The 19986-nt window shown below is 40.5% G+C and carries 13 protein-coding genes and 2 tRNA genes; 8 read left to right on the top strand and 7 right to left on the bottom strand.

Annotated elements, in window-relative coordinates:
• Positions 1 to 5: 5 nt before the first annotated feature.
• Positions 6 to 959, bottom strand: coding sequence for a homoserine kinase (locus AACZ88_RS21375; protein ID WP_339715013.1), 954 nt, complete (start codon positions 957 to 959; stop codon positions 6 to 8).
• Between the two features lie 28 nt (positions 960 to 987).
• Positions 988 to 3432 carry a bifunctional aspartate kinase/homoserine dehydrogenase I gene (gene thrA / locus AACZ88_RS21370; RefSeq protein WP_339715010.1) on the bottom strand — a complete coding sequence of 815 codons (2445 nt, stop codon included), beginning with the start codon at positions 3430 to 3432 and terminating at the stop codon, positions 988 to 990.
• Positions 3433 to 3691: 259 nt separating this feature from the next.
• On the opposite strand from thrA, the gene AACZ88_RS21365 reads away from it, so the two are divergent.
• The gene (locus AACZ88_RS21365; protein ID WP_339715008.1) at positions 3692 to 5245 is read left to right on the top strand and encodes an NAD(P)H-hydrate dehydratase; all 1554 of its coding nucleotides are present in this window, start codon (positions 3692 to 3694) and stop codon (positions 5243 to 5245) included.
• A 96-nt stretch (positions 5246 to 5341) separates the two neighbouring features.
• On the opposite strand, the gene AACZ88_RS21360 is transcribed toward AACZ88_RS21365, so the two are convergent.
• Entirely contained in the window at positions 5342 to 5743 is a 402-nt protein-coding gene (locus AACZ88_RS21360) for an STAS/SEC14 domain-containing protein (protein ID WP_339715005.1), read from the bottom strand.
• 200 nt (positions 5744 to 5943) lie between these two features.
• Positions 5944 to 8493: an ATP-dependent Clp protease ATP-binding subunit gene (locus tag AACZ88_RS21355; RefSeq protein WP_339715002.1), complete on the bottom strand. Its 2550-nt coding sequence runs from the start codon at positions 8491 to 8493 to the stop codon at positions 5944 to 5946.
• A 258-nt stretch (positions 8494 to 8751) separates the two neighbouring features.
• Here AACZ88_RS21355 and gyrA point away from each other — a divergent pair, with 258 nt between their 5' ends.
• Both gyrA and AACZ88_RS21345 read left to right on the top strand, forming a co-directional pair.
• Positions 8752 to 11289, top strand: a complete 2538-nt coding sequence (gyrA, locus tag AACZ88_RS21350) for a DNA gyrase subunit A (protein WP_339714999.1) — start codon at positions 8752 to 8754, stop codon at positions 11287 to 11289.
• 48 nt (positions 11290 to 11337) lie between these two features.
• A complete protein-coding gene (locus AACZ88_RS21345; RefSeq protein WP_339714996.1) occupies positions 11338 to 12600 on the top strand; it encodes a tetratricopeptide repeat protein in 1263 nt (420 codons plus the stop codon).
• A gap of 58 nt (positions 12601 to 12658) precedes the next feature.
• Here AACZ88_RS21345 and AACZ88_RS21340 read toward each other — a convergent pair whose 3' ends face one another.
• Positions 12659 to 13411, bottom strand: coding sequence for a C40 family peptidase (locus AACZ88_RS21340; RefSeq protein WP_339714993.1), 753 nt, complete (start codon positions 13409 to 13411; stop codon positions 12659 to 12661).
• A gap of 9 nt (positions 13412 to 13420) precedes the next feature.
• Positions 13421 to 14596, bottom strand: coding sequence for an acetyl-CoA C-acyltransferase (locus AACZ88_RS21335; protein ID WP_339714990.1), 1176 nt, complete (start codon positions 14594 to 14596; stop codon positions 13421 to 13423).
• 117 nt (positions 14597 to 14713) lie between these two features.
• On the opposite strand from AACZ88_RS21335, the gene AACZ88_RS21330 reads away from it, so the two are divergent.
• The 5 genes from AACZ88_RS21330 to AACZ88_RS21310 all read left to right on the top strand — a co-directional run bounded on the left by AACZ88_RS21330 (position 14714) and on the right by AACZ88_RS21310 (position 19139).
• Positions 14714 to 16762, top strand: coding sequence for an HDIG domain-containing metalloprotein (locus AACZ88_RS21330; RefSeq protein WP_339714988.1), 2049 nt, complete (start codon positions 14714 to 14716; stop codon positions 16760 to 16762).
• 112 nt (positions 16763 to 16874) lie between these two features.
• Positions 16875 to 16958, top strand: a tRNA-Ser gene (locus AACZ88_RS21325).
• Between the two features lie 32 nt (positions 16959 to 16990).
• Positions 16991 to 17065 (top strand) — tRNA-Pro (locus tag AACZ88_RS21320).
• Positions 17066 to 17316: 251 nt separating this feature from the next.
• A complete protein-coding gene (locus AACZ88_RS21315; protein ID WP_225604062.1) occupies positions 17317 to 18576 on the top strand; it encodes a site-specific integrase in 1260 nt (419 codons plus the stop codon).
• Positions 18577 to 18605: 29 nt separating this feature from the next.
• Positions 18606 to 19139, top strand: coding sequence for an ORF6N domain-containing protein (locus AACZ88_RS21310; RefSeq protein WP_225604063.1), 534 nt, complete (start codon positions 18606 to 18608; stop codon positions 19137 to 19139).
• Between the two features lie 37 nt (positions 19140 to 19176).
• Here AACZ88_RS21310 and AACZ88_RS21305 read toward each other — a convergent pair whose 3' ends face one another.
• Positions 19177 to 19977, bottom strand: coding sequence for a DUF4138 domain-containing protein (locus AACZ88_RS21305; protein WP_225604064.1), 801 nt, complete (start codon positions 19975 to 19977; stop codon positions 19177 to 19179).
• Between the last annotated feature and the right edge of the window lie 9 nt (positions 19978 to 19986).

Here is a 19986-nt window from a genome sequence, read left to right as displayed (position 1 = left end):
GGTGTTCATACCCCCATACTTCCTTGTTGGTTTTGAAGCAATTTTATTCCCATACTATTGATTTTAGACACGTGAACATCATTTTCCACAGCTATTTCCCCATATATCTCTTTCATTACTTGGGCTACTTTTCGTGCTGTGTCCTCTCCTTTACTAAAGGCAAAAATAGAAGGTCCTGAACCAGATATGCCACAACCAAGGGCTCCTGCCTTCAAGGATTCTGATTTTACCTTGTCAAATTCGGGAATCAACATAGAGCGTATGGGTTCAACAATATGGTCTTCTAAAGATCGACCTATCAAAGCGTAGTCGTTTGTAAACAACCCTGCGATGAGTCCGCCGACATTGCCCCATTGCTTGATGCCATCCTCCAAAGAAATCTTTGTCTTCAATATTTTTCTAGAATCGGATGTTTTTACTTCTATTTGTGGGTGTATCACGGTAGCCCATAACTCATTGGGACTGTTTATCGGAATTATATCCAAAGGATTGTAACTACGTACCAAGGTAAAACCGCCGAATAGGGCAGGGGCCACATTGTCGGCATGTGCGACACCACTGGCTAAACGTTCGCCTTCCATCGCAAACTTTACCAAATCCAATTGCGAAAATGGTTTGCCCAATAATTCGTTCATGCCCCAAACAGCACCTGCAGAACTTGCCGCGCTGCTTCCGATACCACTTCCGGCCTTAATTTTTTTAAAGATTTCTATTTCAAATCCGCCTTCATAAGTACTCGCCGCTAATAAAGCTAGTCCCGCTACTCCAGCCACATTTTTATCGGTTTCCATCGGTAAATCTTGCCCTGTTAATTTGGTGATGTGTATACCACTTTCAGGTACTTTGCGTATAATCATTTCATCACCAACAGAGTCAAGCGCTACGCCGAGCACGTCAAATCCACAAGAAATATTGGCTATGGTTGCTGGGCTGAAAAGGCGTATTTCATGATTGTTCATAAGCTTCCTATTGCTTTTTGACATATGTTTAGAAATTCCCGATTCTAATAATATCGGCAAAAATTCCCGAGGCGGTGACATCGGCTCCTGCACCGGCACCTTTTATAATCATAGGCTGATTGGGGTAGCGTTCTGTATAAAAGAGCACAATATTATCACTGCCTTCCAAATTATAAAAGTCATGTCCCTTGGGAATATGCTGTAGTCCCACACTTGCTTTTCCATTCTCAAACTGGGCAACATATTTTAATTTGCTGTCGGTATCGGCGGCAGCTTTGTACATTTCCTGAAAAGAGGCCTCGTGTTTTGTTAGGGAGTCAAAGAAATCTTCATTCGTTGTAGTGGCCAAACTCTCTTCGGGTAAAAACGGCTTGTTCCCTATATCCTCGATATCTAGTTGATTTCCACTCTCTCTCGCCAAAATTAAAATTTTGCGCATCACGTCGATACCGCTGAGGTCAATTTTTGGGTCAGGCTCTGTATATCCTTCCTCTTGAGCTTGTTTTACCACATCGTGAAAAGTGGTTTTGCTATCAAAATTATTAAAAACAAAGTTTAAACTACCTGATAAAACGGCTTGAATTTTTAGAACCTTATCGCCAGAAGCGATTAAATGTTTTAAGGTGTCTATTATTGGAAGACCAGCGCCTACATTGGTCTCGAAAAGAAAAGGGGCATTATATTCACGGGCCAAATTCTTTAAGTCGATATAATTGGTGTAATTTGATGAACAGGCAATTTTATTGCAGGTTACTACCGAAATGCTGTTCTTTAAATAAGAGGCATAGGTAGAAGCAACTTCGTCACTGGCCGTATTATCAACAAAAATGCTATTGCGATAATTAAGTCGATTGATCTTGTCAAAAAACAGGGCTTTGTCAGCTTTTTCGCCGTTTTTTAAAACTGCTTCCCAATTTTTCAAAGAAATACCATCTTCATCGAAAAGCATATTACGGGAGTTCGAGATGCCGATAACCCTAATATTCAATTTTAGGTTTTCTTTTAAATACTTACGCTGTTGTTGAATTTGATTTAGGAATTTAGAACCTACATTGCCCACACCCATAACAAAGAGGTTGAGTTGCTTTATATTTTCCTCAAAAAACTCTTCGTGCAGGGCATTCAGCGCCTTTTTTACATCTTCTTTTTTTATTACTGCCGAGATGTTCCGTTCCGAGGCACCTTGGGCGATGGCCCGAATGTTTACGTTGTTCCTTCCTAGGGTACTGAACATCTTACCGCTCAGGCCTTGGTGACTTTTCATATTGTCTCCAACGAGGGCAATAATGGCCAGATTACGTTCTGCGATTACGGGCCAAATCTTTTCACGCTCGATTTCATATTCGAATGCCAGATTAACAATTTCCACTGCTTTTTCGATATCACTATCCGATATGCCCACGCAAATAGAATGCTCTGACGAGGCTTGGGTAATAAGAACCACACTGATATCATGAAGCGATAACACTTCGAAAAACCGCTTTGAAATACCGGGAATACCCACCATTCCGGGGCCTTCTAAAGATAATAGGGCGATATTTTCTACATGGGTAATGCCGCGAACCGTTTTTCCTTTTTCCGTTTTATTCTTGGTGATGAGTGTTCCGGCACTCTCGGGATCAAAGGTATTTTTTATATGGATGGAAATTCCTTTGGTCAAAACTGGTTGAATCGTTGGCGGGTACAATACCTTGGCTCCAAAATGGGACAGTTCCATTGCCTCTTCATAAGATATATGGGGTATCGCGTGCGCCTGTTTTACAATTTTAGGATTTGCAGTATACATGCCGCTAACATCGGTCCAGATTTCTAGGACTTCAGCATCGAGGGCCGCGGCAATAAGGGCGGCCGTAAAATCAGAACCGCCACGACCTAAAGTTGTTGAGTTACCGTTGATTGAGGAAGCAATAAAGCCCGGAACTACGATTATCTTGTTTTTTGTTTCCCCCAGTATCTGTTTGCATAGCTTATTGGTAGTTTTCGTGTCAACGACTGCTTTGCCATTAAGGTCGTTGGTCTTTATGAACTTCCTGCTATCCAGATAGACAGCGTCTAACTGTTGCTCCGCAAAAAACTCAGCGATACTATATGAAGACAGTAATTCTCCGTAACTAACAATCTTATCGGAGAGGCGTGGAGTAATCTCACCGATTAGATATGCTCCTTCCAATAGAGTTTCGAGTGTGTTGAGGTCGCTCTTTACTTTGCTCAGAGCTTTGCTCTGCTTGTTGATGGGGATTAACTTCTTTATCGTATCGATATGTCGGTCCTCTATTTCCTTCAGAACCTTTTTATATCGCAAATCTTGCGCGCTGGCGAAATCAGCTGTCTGTAGCAATAAATCGGTAACCCCTCCAAAGGCGGAGACGACTACGATAGTCTGGTCGGCATTTACGTCTGAAACGATATTTTTGACCAATGTTATATTTTGTGCGTTGGCGACCGAAGTTCCACCGAATTTCAAAATCTTCATGATGTACTAAAAATTAATTTGAACTGACTCAATTTTTGCGGTGATACGCAAACCGGACGGATATATAGCTGCTTACCCCAAAGGGGTTGTGGCAATAGATGTAATGCCATCTGTGGGAGTAGAAAAAAATTGTTGTATGTAATCGTCGTAAAAAAGCATACTTCTTTGAAAGTTTCAAAAGTACTACTTTTGAAGAGCTAATCAAATGTTCTGTAAAAAATTTACAGAATATCCAACATTTACTTAAATTTTTTGACGAATGAAGCTTTTTAATGCCGATCAGATATATGCCGCTGACAAATCAACAATAGCCAATCAACAAATAAAGAGCGATGAACTTATGGAGCGGGCGGCAGTTCAGTTGTTCAATTGGCTGCACTTGCGCCTTCAGGGAGCGTCGGTTAAGATTCATCTGTTCTGTGGGATAGGGAATAATGGTGGTGACGGGGTTGCACTCGCTAGACACCTGCAGGATCACGGATATAATATTGGTGTGTATGTAGTTAATTATAGTAAAACACGCTCAAAAGATTTTCTTATTAATTTAGAGCGTTTAAAAGAACGAAAAGTATGGCCTGTTTTTTTAGAGGAGGGTTCAACACTCCCTGAAGTCGGGCGGGATGATATTATTGTAGATGCTATTTTTGGTATTGGTCTAAATCGTCCGCCGGCACCTTGGGTCATTGATTTAATGCGGCATTTACACAAGTCGGAGGCTTTGGTGCTTTCTGTGGATATACCTTCCGGATTATATATGAACGATGTACCCAAGGAGGAAGATGCGGTTGTAAAAGCGAATTATGTGCTAAGTTTTCAAGCTCCGAAACTGGTGTTTTTTCTTCCTGAAACCGGGGCTTATATGGAGCATTGGGAGGTTTTGGATATTGGCTTGGATCAAAATTTTTTATCGCAACTGGAAACGGAATACCGACTTATTGGCAAGAGCGAAGTATTGTCTTATTACCTTCCTCGCGAGAAATTTGCACATAAGGGTACCTACGGGCATTCGTTGATCATGGGTGGAAGTTATGGTAAAATGGGGGCTGTTGTGCTATCGGCCAGGGCTGCACTTCATTCGGGTAGCGGATTGGTTACTGCTTATGTTCCAGAATGTGGGTATGCCATCATGCAAACGGCGCTTCCCGAAGCAATGGTTATTGTTGACGCCCATAAAAAGAATATTTCACATATAAATTTTGATATTTCGCCAAAGGTTATCGGACTAGGAATCGGTATGGGGAAGGAGGCCTCTACGGTAAAGGCGTTATCCGATTTCCTGAATAAAAATAAAACACCTTTGGTCGTTGATGCCGATGCCTTGAATATTCTTTCTGAAAATCAAGTATTATTGGAGAAATTGCCATCAAAAACTGTTTTGACCCCGCACCCTAAAGAGTTAGAGCGTTTGATCGGGAAATGGGAAAACGATTTTGATAAATTGAAAAAGGCCAAGGAATTTGCGAAAAAGTATGATTGTATTGTTGTGATAAAGGGAGCGCATACCATTACGCTTTATGAGGGAAAGGGGTTTGTAAATACCTCGGGAAACCCTGGGATGGCCACAGGAGGAAGTGGAGATGTACTGACCGGAATCATTACCGGGTTGATAGCCCAGGGTTATGAACCGCTTGAGGCTACTATTTTTGGAGTATATCTTCACGGAAAGGCTGGTGATTTGACTGTAGAGAATACCGGATACCAGGCGCTCACAGCTACAGGAATCGTTGAAGGTATCGGTGCTGCCTATTTAGATCTGTTCAAGGTCCCCGAGGAGCCCCAAGTTCAGCATGAACATTCGGAACAACCGCAATAGTATAAATTTTGGTCTGGCGACATGAGGTGTCAAAAATATAGGGATGTAGTGGGTATCTTTTCCAACAGAAACTATACTGTTGGTTTTGATTGACAATTATTTTCCTTTAACCCTTCTCTTTACCCAAGTGAGGGCATTATCGAATTCTATAAAAAATTTCATAGGCTTTTTATAAAAAAGCTTTTCAATTTTAAAGTTGTGCATATCGATTTCCTTGATCGAAACAATAGCAAAGGCTTTAAGATTGTCTAATTGCCTCAAATAAGAGTAAACGGTCGGATCGACGGCATATGAATGTTTGCGAAGGCTGATATACCCAAAATTCTTTTCGCGAAAGTGAATTTCTGAAATTCCAATTATTTGGTATGTTCTTTCTAGGGTGAGGGTAGCACCTTCTTCGAAAATAGCCACCATATAATCATCGTAAACTTGAATTTTTCCAATCTCGAGTTGATATTCCCTTACAACAATCGTTTTTTTCGGTTGTCCCACTTTCATTTCATGTATTTTATAGTGTCTGGGACGAAAGTAGATGTAAGTACAGTTTTACGATAAAAAATTAGATTAAAAGCTTAAATATCGTTTATACTGCCTTTAGGGAGTAGTAGCCGTATTTTATTTTCATGTGCCTTTTTGTTGAACATAAAAAAAGGGAGTCATTTCTTATGACTCCCTTTTTTCAAATTTCTTATGGAATTTTATGTTTTCGACGATTTTTCAGCTTTCTTAATTTTAATGGTAAGCTCGCCTTTTTTCGAATCCAAATCCATGAAGATACTGTCGCCCTCTTCGAGTTTCGAGTTCACGATTTCCTCTGCCAAGGCATCCTCAATGTACTTTTGAATAGCTCTTTTCAGTGGCCTCGCTCCGTATTGTTTATCAAAGCCTTTCTCCGCAATGTAATCTTTCGCTTTTTCGGTAAGATTAAGGTTGTAGCCTATATCTTTTATGCGTTCGAATAACTTAAGCAGTTCAATGTCTATGATCAAGTGAATATCCTTTCTTTCCAAAGGATTAAAAACAATAACGTCGTCGATCCTGTTCAAGAATTCGGGAGCGAATGCTTTTTTCAATGCATTTTCGATAACACTCTTTTGGTGGGTATCTGCCTGGGCCTTTTTTGCCGAAGTTCCAAAACCAACACCTTGGCCGAAGTCTTTCAACTGTCGCGCGCCAATATTCGAGGTCATGATAATAATTGTATTTCTGAAATCAATTTTCCGTCCAAGACTATCGGTAAGGAAGCCATCGTCCAATACCTGTAACAACATATTGAAAACATCGGGATGCGCTTTCTCAACTTCATCTAACAATATTACCGAATAGGGTTTGCGTCTAACTTTTTCGGTTAATTGCCCGCCTTCTTCATATCCGACATATCCTGGAGGTGCCCCCACAAGTCTAGAGATGGCGAATTTTTCCATATACTCACTCATGTCTATTCGAATAAGTGCATCTTCCGAATCGAACAATTCTTTGGCCAAAACTTTGGCCAATTGTGTTTTTCCGACACCGGTCTGCCCTAAGAATATAAAGGAACCTATAGGCTTATTGGGGTCTTTGAGGCCTGCTCGATTTCGCTGAATCGCCTTTGCTACCTTAGCCACGGCATCATCTTGGCCAATAACATTGGTCTTGATCAGTTGGGGCAGTTCGGCCAATTTGTTGCTTTCTGTCTGTGCAATGCGATTTACGGGAATACCGCTCATCATGGAGACCACATCGGCTACATTGTCTTCAGTAACAATTTCTTTATGCAATTTGCTGTCTTCCTCCCATTTTTCCTGGGCCACGGCCAATTCTTTTTCGAGTCTTTTTTCATCATCCCTTAATTTGGCCGCCTCCTCGTATTTTTGCTTTTTAACAACGCTATTTTTAAGCTCTCGAACATCTTCAAGTTGCTTTTCGAGTACCAATATTTGTTTGGGCACGTCCATGTTTACAATATGGACTCTTGAACCGGCTTCATCTAAGGCATCGATAGCCTTGTCGGGAAGAAATCTGTCCGTCATGTAGCGATTCGTTAATTTTACACATGCGACAATCGCCTCGTCGGTATAATTGACATTATGGTGATCTTCGTATTTTTCTTTGATGTTTTTGAGTATTTCAATCGTTTCGTTTACCGTAGTGGGCTCAACAATTACTTTTTGGAAACGACGCTCCAACGCACCATCTTTTTCAATGTATTGTCGGTATTCGTCTAAAGTTGTTGCTCCAATACATTGTATTTCGCCTCTTGCCAACGCTGGCTTGAACATGTTGGAGGCATCAAGGCTACCTGTAGCTCCACCGGCTCCCACAATGGTATGAATTTCATCGATAAAAAGTATGACGTCATCATTCTTCTCAAGCTCGTTCATTACCGCCTTCATACGTTCTTCGAACTGTCCACGATATTTGGTGCCTGCGACCAATGATGCCAAATCTAGGGTTACAACCCGTTTGTTGTAGAGTATACGCGATACTTTTTTATTGATAATACGCAAGGCCAGACCTTCTGCAATAGCGCTTTTTCCCACGCCTGGTTCCCCTATCAACAATGGGTTATTTTTCTTTCTTCTGCTTAATATTTGTGAAACCCTTTCTATTTCTTTTTCTCTTCCTACAACCGGATCTAGTCTGTTTTCTTCGGCCATACGTGTAAGGTCTCGACCGAAATTGTCCAATACCGGAGTTTTTGATTTTTTGTTGCCTTTTTGAGCGGAAGCACTTCCGAAAGTACCTTCCTTGCCTTCGCTGGCATCGTCTGAATCACTAGGGAACGAATCGGAGGTAGGTGCATCTACAATATCGTCGTCGCTTGTAATCATAAATTTAAATTGTTCTTTGACCCCATCATAATCGACTTTCAGCTTATGTAATAGCTTTGTAGTCGGGTCATTTTCATTTCTTAAAATACAGAGAAGTAGGTGTGCAGTATTGATTGATGAGCTTTGAAAGAGTTTTGCTTCTAAAAAGGTCGTCTTCAAGGCACGTTCCGCCTGTCTTGTCAAGTGTAAGTTTTTTTTATCTTTTTGTGAACCGCTGGGGTTTGGGTTCGAGGGACTAAGAATCTCTACTTTTCTGCGCAGATGGTCCAAATCAACCTCCAAAGCATCTAGAATACTTATTGCTTTTCCATTTCCATCGCGTAGCAATCCGAGCATTAGATGTTCTGTTCCAATAAAGTCATGGCCCAATCTAAGTGCTTCCTCCTTGCTATATGCAATCACGTCTTTTACCCTCGGTGAAAAATTATCATCCATAAAATTATCCTTTCAACCATAAAATTAGTAAATCTAGGTCAATCTTGGGCAAATACTGTACCTATTATTCGACAAAGTTGTTCGAATTGCCGAAAAAGCGATAGTTTACCGAATAATTAACAATCTTATAATCAAACAATCAAGGGGCGGTTGGTGTTAATAAAATTTTGAATAAAGTATGTGATATATACTTGAAAAGTAACGATTTTACGTATATTGGCATGCTTTTTTAACCTAAAAAAAACAGAAGATTTTACAATGGCAGAAGGAGAAAAATTGATACCGATCAACATCGAAGATGAAATGAAATCTGCCTACATCGATTATTCGATGTCGGTCATTGTGTCACGTGCACTGCCAGATGTGCGGGACGGATTAAAACCAGTGCATAGGCGCGTGCTTTTCGGTATGCACGAATTAGGTGTGCGTTCGAACAGTTCGCATAAAAAATCTGCCCGTATTGTCGGGGAGGTTTTGGGTAAGTATCACCCCCATGGTGATACTTCGGTTTACGATACCATGGTGCGTATGGCTCAAGAATGGAGCCTTCGCTATATGTTGGTGGACGGGCAAGGAAACTTTGGTTCTGTTGATGGTGATAGTCCTGCGGCAATGCGTTATACGGAAGCCCGTATGCGAAAAATTGCTGATGATATGCTTGCCGATATCGACAAAGATACGGTCGATCATCAATTGAATTTTGACGACTCCTTAAAAGAACCTACCGTTTTGCCAACACGGGTGCCAAATCTTTTGGTCAATGGAGCTTCAGGAATTGCTGTTGGTATGGCAACGAACATGCCTCCCCATAATTTGTCGGAAGTTGTCGATGGAACTGTTGCTTATATAGATAACAATGATATTGAAATCGATGAGCTGATTACCCATATTAAAGCCCCTGATTTTCCAACAGGCGGTATTATTTATGGATACGATGGTGTGAAAGAGGCCTTTCATACGGGAAGAGGTCGTGTGAAAATAAGGGCAAAGGCCATCATAGAGGAAGTTCAGGGTAGGGAATGTATCATAGTTACTGAGATTCCGTATCAGGTGAACAAGGCCGAGATGATTAAAAAAACGGCAGATCTTGTAAACGAAAAGAAAATCGAAGGAATTTCCACCATTCGTGACGAGTCGGATCGAAAGGGAATGCGCATCGTATATATACTTAAAAGGGATGCAATACCCAACATAGTACTCAATATGCTGTATAAATATACGGCACTACAGTCTTCTTTTAGTGTAAACAATATCGCATTGGTGAATGGTCGTCCTCAATTACTGAATGTAAAGGAGATGATTCATTATTTTGTGGAACATCGGCATGACGTAGTTGTTCGCAGAACTCAGTTTGAGCTTAAAAAAGCTGAAGACAGAGCCCATATATTGGAAGGCTTGATTATAGCCTCTGATAATATTGATGAGGTGATTGCCATTATAAGGGCATCGGCCAATGCCGATCAGGCACGTGAAAATTTGATGGAACGCTTTAAGTTGACAGAAATACAGGCAAAGGCCATCGTAGAGATGCGATTGCGTCAACTTACAGGTCTTGAGCAAGATAAACTGCGGGCAGAGTACGACGAGATAATTAAAACAATTGCCGATTTAAAAGATATTTTAGAGAGGAAAGACCGAAGGATGCAAATCATAAAAGACGAGCTTCTTGAGATTAAAGAAAAATACGGTGACGAGCGACGGTCTGAAATCAACCTTGCAGGCGGTGATTTGAGTATTGAAGATATGATACCCGATGAGCAAGTGGTCATTACCATATCGCATGCGGGCTATATTAAAAGAACACCATTATCGGAATACAAAACCCAGAATAGGGGCGGAGTAGGTCAAAAAGCTTCATCGACGCGTAACGAAGATTTTCTTGAATATCTCTTTGTGGGTACCAACCATCAGTACATGTTGTTCTTTACGCAAAAAGGAAAATGTTTCTGGATGCGTGTCTACGAGATTCCCGAGGGTAGTAGAACATCGAAGGGAAGGGCCATTCAAAATCTTGTCAATATTGAGCAAGACGATAACGTGAAGGCTTTTATCTGTACACGGGACCTTAAAGATGAAGAATATGTGAACAACCATTATGTCATAATGGCCACTAAAAAGGGGATTGTGAAAAAGACTTCTTTGGAGCAATATTCAAGACCGCGCCAGAATGGTATCAATGCCATTGGTATTCGGGAAGATGATGAGTTACTTGAAGCAAAACTCACCACTGGAACCAGTGAAATATTCTTAGGTCTAAAATCTGGTAAAGCCATTCGTTTTGAAGAAGGAAAGACGCGGCCTATGGGTAGAAATGCATCCGGTGTTCGAGGTATTCGTTTGGCCGATGACAATGATGAAGTAATCGGTATGGTGTCTGTACACGATTTTGATGAAGATATACTTGTAGTTTCGGAAAATGGCTACGGGAAACGATCTAGTATCGAAGATTATCGAGTTACGAACAGAGGGGGTAAAGGTGTTAAAACAATATCTATTACCGATAAAACTGGAGGCCTTGTGGCTATAAAGAATGTTTCGGACTCCGACGACCTTATGATAATCAACAAATCAGGTATCGCCATACGTATGAGCGTTGAAGACTTGAGGGTTATGGGGCGTGCTACACAAGGTGTAAGGCTTATCAATTTAAAAGATAATGATTCGATTGCTGCTGTGGCAAAGGTTATGAAAGACGAAGATGATTTGTCTGAAGCCGAAGTGCTGGATATCGAAGTCGACACTGAAGATGGCACGGCTCTTGATAAGTCAAGTACTGACGATTCTGAAGAAGAATAAGCAATAAAAACAAAAAAAACACTAATTATTACTTTAATACAATTGAAAATGAAAACTAGAATTTTGATACTGGCCTCCATGTCTTTTGTGATGGTGGGATATGCTCAGAAAAATGAGATCAAGACGGCCGAAAAAGCTTTAAAAGATGGAAATGCCGCAGCTGCAAAGACCGCACTTGACGGTGCTTCAGGAATGATTTCCGGGGCAGATGAAAAGTTGCAAGCGCAATACTATTTTGTTCGAGGAAAGGCGTATGCCGACTTGGCAAAAAAGGGAGATAATGCGGCTTTTGATGAAGCTGTGTCTTCTTTTAAGAAAGTAATCGATGTCGAGGAGAAAAGTGGAAAAGAGAAATATTCAGATGAAACAAGACAACATTTGGGTACGTTGACAGCCGATTTAGTGAATTCTGCAGTTGAAGATAACGCGAATGAAAACTTCAAAGAGGCTGCTGAGAAACTGTATATGAGTTACAAAATCAGCCCGAAAGACACGGTCTATTTGTACTATGCGGCGAGTAGTGCGGTCAATGGAGGCCATTACGAACCGGCATTGGAGTACTACGAGGAACTTCAGGGCTTAGGTTATGACGGCAGTGGAATTACCTATAAAGCCACTAATGTTGCTACGGGTGAAGTAGAGGAAATGGATAAGACACAACGTGATTTAATGGTAAAGTCAGGTACTTATAAAGATCCCGTAGATGATAGGGCTCCTTCTAAGAAGGCGGAAATTGTTAAGAACATTGCATTGATATACACACAATTGGGCCAAGACGATAAGGCGTTGGAGGCGTATAAGGCTGCAAGGGCGAATAATCCAAAAGACGTGAATTTGATTTTGAACGAAGCCAATCTTTATTATAAGATGGGGGATAAGGACAAGTTCAAGGAACTTCAGTCGGAAGCCGCGGCCTTAGCTCCCGATAATCCAGATTTACACTATAACATGGGTGTTATCAACATGGAGCAAGGCAATTTAGAAGAGGCCAGGGCAGCTTACAAGAAGACTTTGGAAATTAACCCGGGGTACACCAATGCACAATTGAATTTATCTACTACCTATGTAAACGAGGGTAACGGATTGATTGACGAGATGAATTCATTGGGGAATTCAAAGGCTGATATTGCCCGTTATGACGAATTGAAAGAGCAAAAAGATAGTCTTTTTAGACAAGGTGCAGATGTTTTGGAAGAGGCTTTAAAAACCAATCCTGACAACCAGGGTATATTGACCCAACTCAAGAATATCTATGGGGCGATGGGAGATAACGAAAACTTTATGCGCGTCAAGAAATTATTGGGCGAGTAATAAATTTTAGAGTAATTGGAAAAGTAATGACCTCGGCAGCAGTATTGTCGAGGTTTTTTTATATGACCTTTTTGATAACCCTTAAATTGTGGGTATAGGTTCCTGTTTCCGTATTAAATATACCTGTATGGTCTAACCGGTCGATACGGACTTTACCATGGGAGTGAATAATGTAATTATTCTCCATGATTAAGCCTACATGGTGAATGAGACCCTCTGAATTATCAAAAAAAGCCAGGTCGCCTGGTTCACTTTCCTCTATAAAACTTAGGGCACACCCTTGGGTAGCCTGTTCAGCAGCATTTCTGAACAAATGATAGCCATTGATTTTATAAACCATTTGTGTAAAACCAGAGCAATCGATACCAAATGGAGTTTTTCCTCCCCAAAGATATGGGGCGTTCAGGTATAATAAGGCGGTTTCGATAAGGTTTTCTCGATTCTTTTTTCCGGTTATACTGGCGCCATCGAATCTGTATTGTTGTAGTGTCGTAGTTTGAATCGCCGACCCCAATACAATCGGTATTAGAACAGAACCGTTTTTTTCGACGATGGATATCAGTTCTGAAGAATACGTGGTATTGGTTGAATTTTCAAGGGCATTGTATTCCTCTTGTTCTATAGTGCTTATCTGATTTGTGCTGACCCAGCCCTCTGATTTATCAAAAGCCATTCTTATTTTGCACCAGAACTTTCGCCTTTCCAAAATTTTGAAATGTTCACCAAAAAGCAACTGGGAAATCAGCTCAGAGGAGTCGTCGGAAATTGCTCTAACAGGCACAGTACTTAGGTGACAAATACCGTATTGCATAAGTTCTGCTTAGTTTCTATCTAAAATTAGTGCAGAAGCACCTCCGCCGCCATTACATATGGCTGCCGCCCCTATTTTTGCATTATTCTGCTCGAGTACATTTAATAAGGTGACAATGATTCTCGCACCAGAACAACCCAACGGATGGCCTAAAGAAACGGCCCCGCCATTAATGTTTACCTTGGCATCTGAAAGGCCTAAAAGCTTCATATTTGCTAAACCAACCACTGCAAAAGCTTCATTGAACTCAAAATAATCTATTTGGTCAATGGAGATTCCTGCCTTGGCTATGGCCTTGGGCAATGCTTTGGCGGGAGCTGTGGTAAACCATTTGGGCTCTTGCGCGGCATCGGCATAACTTCGTATGGTGGCCAGTGGTTTTAGATTTAACTCCTTGGCTTTAGTAGCGCTCATTAATACAAGAGCCGCAGCACCATCATTTATTGTGGAGGCATTGGCAGCTGTTACTGTCCCGTCCTTGGAGAAAGCTGGCCGTAAAGCGGAAATTTTTTCCATTTTCACGTTTTTGAACTCCTCGTCCTCGGAAATCACTAGTGGCTCACCGCGACGTTGGGGCACTGAAACAGGAACTATTTCATTATCGAATTTTCCTGTTGCCCAAGCCTTGGAAGATCGTTGGTACGATTGAATGGCAAAGTTATCTTGGGCTTCTCGACTAAATTCGTACTTTTTTGCACATGCATCCGCACAAACTCCCATAGCATTTTGGTCGTAGGCATCGACCAAACCATCTTTCTGCATTCCATCGATTAACGTCGCAGGTCCAAATTTTTGTGCTGTACGCATATGAACATAATGGGGAATAAGGCTCATGTTCTCCATTCCACCGGCGACTGCAATGTTAATATCGCCCAATTGGATTGCTTGGGCGGCTTGCATCACAGCCTTCATCCCAGAGGCACATACTTTGTTTATGGTGGTGCAGGGTACACTATCAGGTATACCTGCCGAGAGTGCCGCTTGTCGCGCCGGTGCCTGACCGGTACCCGCTTGCACTACATTGCCCATCAATACTTCATCGACTAGATTCGGGTCAAGATTGATTTTCTGCAGAGCACCTTTAATTGCGGTAGCTCCCAATTGAGTAGCCGGTATTGAAGATAGTCCTCCCATAAAACTGCCAATGGGGGTTCTGATTGCCGAGACGATAACAACATCTTTCATAATGAAACATATTACGATTGCGAAAATAATAAATTAAAACACAAAGATGTCGGTAATGGCTCCAAAAGCACTGCATGAATTTATATTTTTCTATTTTTGAGGATACCTATTTTCATAATGCGAAAATTCTTGGATAAAGTTTATAAAAATCAATCGCTTATTTATAAGTACATTCTGTACATCGCCTCCATTTTTTGTATTGTATTTTTCTTTCCGAAAGGAGGTAAATTCAAATACGAATTTCAAAAAGGGAAACCTTGGCAGTACGAAAACCTGTATGCTCCCTTTGATTTTTCGGTAAAGAAGGGCGATGCTGAAATTGCAGAAGAACAACGTGCCATTAGGGAACAGCGGACCGATTATTATAGATTCGACGATAGTATAGAACAAAGAGTATATGAGGATTATGAATCGAATTTCGAATCAACTTTTAAAGCAACTGATTTCAATGATAATCTTAAACTTCCATTAAAGGAGACGGGAGAAGAAATTTTAGATGCCATCTATGATCGTGGTGTTGTTGCGGAATTTGCCGGGGGTCGTATGGATAACCAAATATATTTGGTTAAAGACAACGAGGCTAAACGTATCGATTCCAATGATTTGGTCCTTTCGAAAAATATCGAAAACATAGTAGCTGAAAGTCTAAACAACAAGGATCTTGGTGGTTTCAATTCTTACTTCCAAGATTTATTTTTTGATCTCATAGAGCCCAATGTTTTTTATGATAAAAGTTTATCTGAAAAAGCATTGGAAGACCAGCTTTCAAATGTGTCCTTAACACGCGGGGCGGTCGACGCGGGCAAACTGATTATAGCCAAAGGTGAAGTGGTCGAAGCTGAGAATTTAAAGATTTTAAATTCATTACGGGACGAGTACCAATCTGAATTGTGGACGTCTAACAACTACTATTTTATTCTCTTCGGTTATACGATTTTGGTGGCTTTGGTGCTCATGATGCTGTTTCTTTTCTTGAAAAGGTATAGAGACGGGATTTTTAACAACAATACGAAGGTTACATTTATTTTCTTCAACATACTATTGATGGTTTTTGTGACCACTTTAGTTGTCAAATATGATGAGTCGTACGTTTTTGTCGTTCCCCTATGTATTCTACCCCTGCTTTTAAAAACATTTTTTGATGCTAGGCTTGGACTTTTTGTACATGTGCTTACAGTTCTGATTTTGGGTTTTGTGGTACCCAATAGTTTTGAATACATATTTCTCCAGATTATTACGGGAATCGTGACCATATTGACAGTTTCGGAATTGTATAAGAGAGCGAATCTTTTTATCTCCGTAGGACAGATTACCCTAATCTATATTGTTGGCTATTTGGCCTTCCATATCATTCATGAAGGCAACTTAGATAACATACAATGGCTTACAGTTGGGTTGTTTTTACTGAATGGAATGATCACACTTTTTGTACAACCCTTAATTTATGTTTATGAGAAGGTCTTTGGCTTGGTGTCCGATGTTTCATTATTGGAACTTTCCGATACAAATTCTAAGTTACTGAAAGAACTTTCGAATAGGGCGCCGGGAACCTTTCACCATTCTTTACAAGTTGCTAATTTAGCTGAAGCCGCAGCGAATGAAGTGGGCGCGAATGCCATGTTGGTCAGGGTAGGAGCATTGTATCATGATATTGGTAAAATGGGTAGTCCTACCTATTTTACGGAAAACCAAATTACCAATGTTAATCCACATGATGAACTTTCGCCTAGCGATAGTGCAAAAATTATTATCGACCATGTAATTAATGGCATAGAGATAGCTCGAAAAAATAATCTGCCCGATCGTGTGATCGACTTCATAAGGTCTCATCACGGAACTACGCTGGTGTATTATTTTTTCAAAAAGCAACAAAGTATTGACAACGACGTAAACGAAGATGATTTCAGGTATCCAGGGCCCATACCTTTTTCTAAAGAAACGGCTATTCTAATGATGGCCGACTCCGTCGAGGCAGCTTCGAAGAGTCTTAAAAATCCGACATTTTCTGTCATTGATGAATTTGTGGATAAAATTATCGCTGGGCAGATGAACGCTAACCAATTTTTGAACGCTAATATTACTTTTAAGGAGATTCAGCTCATTAAAAAAATCTTTAAGCAAAAGTTGACCAATATTTACCATTTAAGAATAGAATATCCAGAATAGTTGCAGCTTTAAAATAGTAGTAAAAAAAACTAGAAAATAGTTGCGTCATAGAATTGGAAAAAGTACATTTGCAACCGCATTTCAGGATGCCAGTTCATTGAAGGAATAAATAGGAGAGGTGCCGGAGTGGTAACGGAGCAGATTGCTAATCTGTCGACGCGCAAGTGTCGCATGGGTTCGAGTCCCATTCTCTCCGCAATTTCCTTTGAAATATTACTTTTTACGCTTCGGGGTGTAGCGTAGCCCGGTTATCGCGCCTGCTTTGGGAGCAGGAGGTCGCAGGTTCGAATCCTGCCACCCCGACTTTTTAACATATCAATTGTTACTAAAAACCTGTTAATCGAATGATTATCAGGTTTTTTATTTTTTAGAGAAATCAAATGATTCGATTTAATGCGTCAACAAAAGTCAACAAATCGGATAACAAAACCGTTTTAACATTTGTGTTGACCTAATTGTTAAAGCAGCCTTTTTGGTTCGGTAAATAAATGTATCTTTATAAGTGATTTGGCTTTCGTCTGACAACACCTGTTGTTAACTAAAAGACGAAACAAATGAAAACATCGACCACCTTCAGTATTTTGTTCTGGGCAGACTTCGCAAGGGCAAAAGACAAGCAAGCTTCCCTCTATGCCAGAATTACCGTAAACGGAAAACGGGCGACCATTAGCCTAAAACGAAAAACTCTGGTCTCCGATTGGGACATCCACAGAAACAGGGCAAAGGGAAACAACCAAAAATCCAGAATGCTCAACAGCTATCTGGACGAAACCTACACCTTTCTTTTTGAATGCTACCGGGAATTAAAAACGGAACGCAAACTAATTACCGCACAAGCCGTAAAAGCAAGGTATTTTGGAGAGGACGACGATAGCCATTCCATTATGGACATCATTAATTACCATAATGAGGATATGGAGGGCAAGCTGAAATGGGGCACCCAAAAAAACTATTTCACTACCCAACGCTATATTTTCAAGTTCCTAAAAAAAGCATATAAGACTACCGATAAGTATTTACAGGAACTGGATTATGATTTTATAATAAAGTTCGAAAAGTATCTGCGGAGCTACGTTCCGGAGGACCACCAGAAACCGATGGGCAACAATACCGTAATGAAACATATCGAGCGGTTCAGAAAGTTGGTACACCTGTCGCAAAAATTGGGATGGATAGAACGTGACCCGTTCATCAACTTTAAATCCAAGTTCATAAAAAAGGAACGCGGGTTTTTGAGTCTGGACGAACTCCAGGAAATCGAAAATAAGGAACTGACCATTGCAAGGTTACAAATGGTAAGGGATTTGTTCGTTTTCAGTTGCTATACAAGTTTGAGCTATATCGATGTCATCCATTTGACGGAAGATAACATCTGTATAGGCATTGATGGAGAATTATGGATTCATTACAGACGTGAAAAAACAACCAAACCCATCCGTATACCATTGCTTCCAAAAGCTTTGGCCATTATCGAAAAATACAGAAACAATTACAAAGCCGTTGCCCAGGGTAGACTCTTTCCCAAAATATCCAACCAAAAGCTGAACTCTTATTTAAAGGAGATTGCGGATGTCTGTGGTATCAAAAAGAACCTGACCTTTCACATTGCCAGGCACACATTTGCTACTACCGTTACATTGAGCAATGGTATACCTATTGAAACGGTATCGAAGCTGTTGGGTCACTCGAAAATTTCGACCACCCAGATTTATGCCAAGGTCATTGAGCGTAAAGTAAGCGATGATATGCAAAAATTAAGGGTGCAATTTTCTGAACAGAAAGATGATTCAAACAAAGCTTATCACAATATGTGATAGGCACTTTAATAACCAAAAACTATAAAATGGAACTATCAATAATAAAAGAAAAAATCTTTACGATTAGAGGATATAAAGTCATGTTGGATTTTGACCTGGCCGAACTTTATGGAGTTGAAACAAGAGTGCTGAAACAGGCAGTGAGACGGAACATCGACCGTTTCCCCAATGATTTTATGTTTGAACTGACCAAAGAGGAGTTGGAGAATTGGAGGTCACAATTTGTGATGTCCAATGAATCTAACAAAATGGGATTACGATATGCTCCCTTTGCATTTTCTGAACAAGGGGTTGCCATGCTCTCCAGTGTACTGAAGAGTAAAAAGGCCATACAGGTAAACATTTCCATTGTTAGGGCTTTTGTAATGTATAGAAAGCATCTTGCGGACTATGGGGATTTAAAGGAACAAATAGCCAAACTTGAAAAAGAAATGAACGTTAAATTCAAGGACATCCACCAAGCGTTGAACTACCTATTGCAAAAAGATAAAGTACAGATTGACCAACAGAATAGGGAACGAATTGGGTTTAAAACCAATGATAAAAAACCAAGCCGATAAAGCTTGGTTTTTAGGTTTATATAGTACAGTAATTTTGTTAAAGAGTTGTCTCCAATACCACTTTTCTGCTCCCGTTCCGTTCCATCAGTTCCAGCATCAACTTTTCGTTATCGCCTAGGACAAACTTTGGAAGCACAAATACAAACCGTTGCGATTTCCCATCAGCAATAGCGTTGGGCATTTTATATTTATAAACAACCTCTTGTCTCAACCGTTGGTAAGAGGCTTTCCGTTTATTGTTGCCATTGGTCCGGTACACATTGAGATAGTCAATTTCGAAATCGATTCCGGATTTGTTCTTGACCTCCATTACCAGATGCACCTCGGAAGCATCGTAGACCATTTTCTGTAACTTTAATCGGATTCCTTTTTTACGTTTTACGGCAATGGTTTCAGAACCGGATCTGAGTAAATATTCACTAGCTCTTTGAAAATAAGCGGTTCTATCCTTATTGGTGGCGGTTGCTGGATTTTCAGTTTTGAGTATTTCCATTGTGGGGCTTTCATTGCCAATGCTTTCATCCTCGTCGATGAAGTAGTTCAGTTTGGTAAGTTTTTCGGAATATTTCAAGATATAGGAATACACCTTACCGTCACTGGTAACGGCCAAAAGATTGCTCTCGGTTCCCGGTTTTGCCTGTAACAGTCCAAAATACTGTTCCTTTTCACGGTTGTAGGTGAACACAAAATGGGAAATTCCTGTAATGCCCTGCCTTATGGGATTGGGAAAAAACAGGGCAACGTTCTTTTGGTCATTGGCATAAATGGTGTCGAGTGGTTTCTGTGCCTGTATAGATGTTGTAAAGGCCAATAGCAGTAATGTGATAAAAGTTTTCATAAGAGTAAG

The sequence above is a fragment of the uncultured Kriegella sp. genome, assembly GCF_963975415.1.
In the GTDB taxonomy this organism is placed as follows: Bacteria; Bacteroidota; Bacteroidia; order Flavobacteriales; family Flavobacteriaceae; genus Kriegella.
Note: the sequence above shows the minus strand (reverse complement) of the source record. Positions and strands in the feature narration are given on the sequence as shown.

Excerpts from the sequence above, each read along its gene's own strand:
- AACZ88_RS21375 (WP_339715013.1), bottom strand. The coding sequence starts at position 959 with ATGAACAATCATGAAATACGCCTTTTCAGCCCAGCAACCATAGCCAAT.
- thrA (WP_339715010.1), bottom strand. The coding sequence starts at position 3,432 with ATGAAGATTTTGAAATTCGGTGGAACTTCGGTCGCCAACGCACAAAAT.
- AACZ88_RS21365 (WP_339715008.1), top strand. The coding sequence starts at position 3,692 with ATGAAGCTTTTTAATGCCGATCAGATATATGCCGCTGACAAATCAACA.
- AACZ88_RS21360 (WP_339715005.1), bottom strand. The coding sequence starts at position 5,743 with ATGAAAGTGGGACAACCGAAAAAAACGATTGTTGTAAGGGAATATCAA.
- AACZ88_RS21355 (WP_339715002.1), bottom strand. The coding sequence starts at position 8,493 with ATGGATGATAATTTTTCACCGAGGGTAAAAGACGTGATTGCATATAGC.
- gyrA (WP_339714999.1), top strand. The coding sequence starts at position 8,752 with ATGGCAGAAGGAGAAAAATTGATACCGATCAACATCGAAGATGAAATG.
- AACZ88_RS21345 (WP_339714996.1), top strand. The coding sequence starts at position 11,338 with ATGAAAACTAGAATTTTGATACTGGCCTCCATGTCTTTTGTGATGGTG.
- AACZ88_RS21340 (WP_339714993.1), bottom strand. The coding sequence starts at position 13,411 with ATGCAATACGGTATTTGTCACCTAAGTACTGTGCCTGTTAGAGCAATT.
- AACZ88_RS21335 (WP_339714990.1), bottom strand. The coding sequence starts at position 14,596 with ATGAAAGATGTTGTTATCGTCTCGGCAATCAGAACCCCCATTGGCAGT.
- AACZ88_RS21330 (WP_339714988.1), top strand. The coding sequence starts at position 14,714 with ATGCGAAAATTCTTGGATAAAGTTTATAAAAATCAATCGCTTATTTAT.
- AACZ88_RS21315 (WP_225604062.1), top strand. The coding sequence starts at position 17,317 with ATGAAAACATCGACCACCTTCAGTATTTTGTTCTGGGCAGACTTCGCA.
- AACZ88_RS21310 (WP_225604063.1), top strand. The coding sequence starts at position 18,606 with ATGGAACTATCAATAATAAAAGAAAAAATCTTTACGATTAGAGGATAT.
- AACZ88_RS21305 (WP_225604064.1), bottom strand. The coding sequence starts at position 19,977 with ATGAAAACTTTTATCACATTACTGCTATTGGCCTTTACAACATCTATA.